2 protein-coding genes are annotated in these 1,188 nt (G+C 55.2%); both read right to left on the reverse strand.

The features are described 5' to 3' along the window. Positions 1-39 precede the first annotated feature (39 nt). On the reverse strand, positions 40-840 hold the full coding sequence (locus KDX30_RS29405; protein WP_231678248.1) for an IS3 family transposase: 801 nt from the start codon (positions 838-840) through the stop codon (positions 40-42). 38 nt (positions 841-878) lie between these two features. After that, positions 879-1,188: transposase (locus KDX30_RS29410; protein WP_027902288.1), on the reverse strand; the 310-nt coding region annotated here is incomplete at its 5' end.

Consider the following 1,188-nt stretch of genomic DNA (forward strand, 5'->3'; position numbering starts at 1 on the left):
CTGTTCTGGTCAAGTTTTTCCGGACACCGATTACGGTGATCAAGCCGCCTGCTGCTCCATAGCTATTGGCGACAAGTAGTTGTTGTAGCTGTGGAGTCTGATTCTGTTGTAGCGCATGAAGAAGCTGGTCATATCCTGCCTGGCTTCTTCAACTGTCGTGTAGCCCTTGGCGGGCACCCACTCTGATTTGAGCGTTCCGAAGAAACGCTCTGTTGGTGCGTTGTCCCAGCACTGCCCCCTGCGGCTCATGCTTTGCGTTATCCCATGCTCCAGTAGCTCGGACTGAAAGCGCTGGCTGGTGTATTGGCAGCCTTGATCTGAATGGAACATCAAGCCTGCATGTTTGCCTCGAACCTCCACCGCCATTCTCAGCGCCTTGCTAACCAGGTTGGCGTCATTGATCAGAGAAAACCCCCAGCCCACGACTCTGCGGGCGAACAGGTCAATAACTACTGCCAAGTGATACCAGCGCTTCCCAACCATCAGGCTGGTGACGTCGCCGCACCAGACCTGATTGATTGCGGTTGGCTCGAAGTTACGTTCGAGCAGGTTCTTGGCCACAAATGCTTCGACGCCTCTGGAGCGGTACTGATGGCGGCGGCGCTGCCTGCTGGCCAGATTTGCCTCCGCCATCAGCTTTCCAGCCAAATACCTTCCGACCTGGATATGCTGGGCCTTCAAGTGCTGAGAGATCATCCGCGCGCCTGCACTTCCCCGGCTTTCAACATGCAATTGCACGACTTTCGCTCTGAGCGCGTCACGGTTGGCTATCGGCGCTGAACGTCGCTTAATCCAGTCATAGAACGCGCTGCGGGAAACGCCCATCACACTGCAAAGCAAGCTGGTCGGATATGAACTCGACTCCCTCAGCTCCTCGATCAGGAAAAACGATCGGGATCCGACATCAAGAGAGCCGTAGCCTTTTTTAATATTTCAGCTTCAGTTTCCAAGCGCTTGACCTTGGCTCGCAGCTGTTGAAGCTCTCGCTGTTCGTCGCTGATTGCCTTGGTACCTGCTACTGGCTGCCCTTTCTGACGCTCTTTACGAACCTGATCAACCCAGCGGCGCAGAGCCGTACGGCCAACCTCCATCGATGCACAGACATCGGGAACTGAGCAGTTGTCATCAAGAACCATGCTCGCAGCACGTTGCTTGAACTCGCGGGTGTAGGTCTTTCGCTCTTGCATG

Origin of the sequence: Pseudomonas quasicaspiana, assembly GCF_021147825.1 — a bacterium.
GTDB lineage: Bacteria > Pseudomonadota > Gammaproteobacteria > Pseudomonadales > Pseudomonadaceae > Aquipseudomonas > Aquipseudomonas quasicaspiana.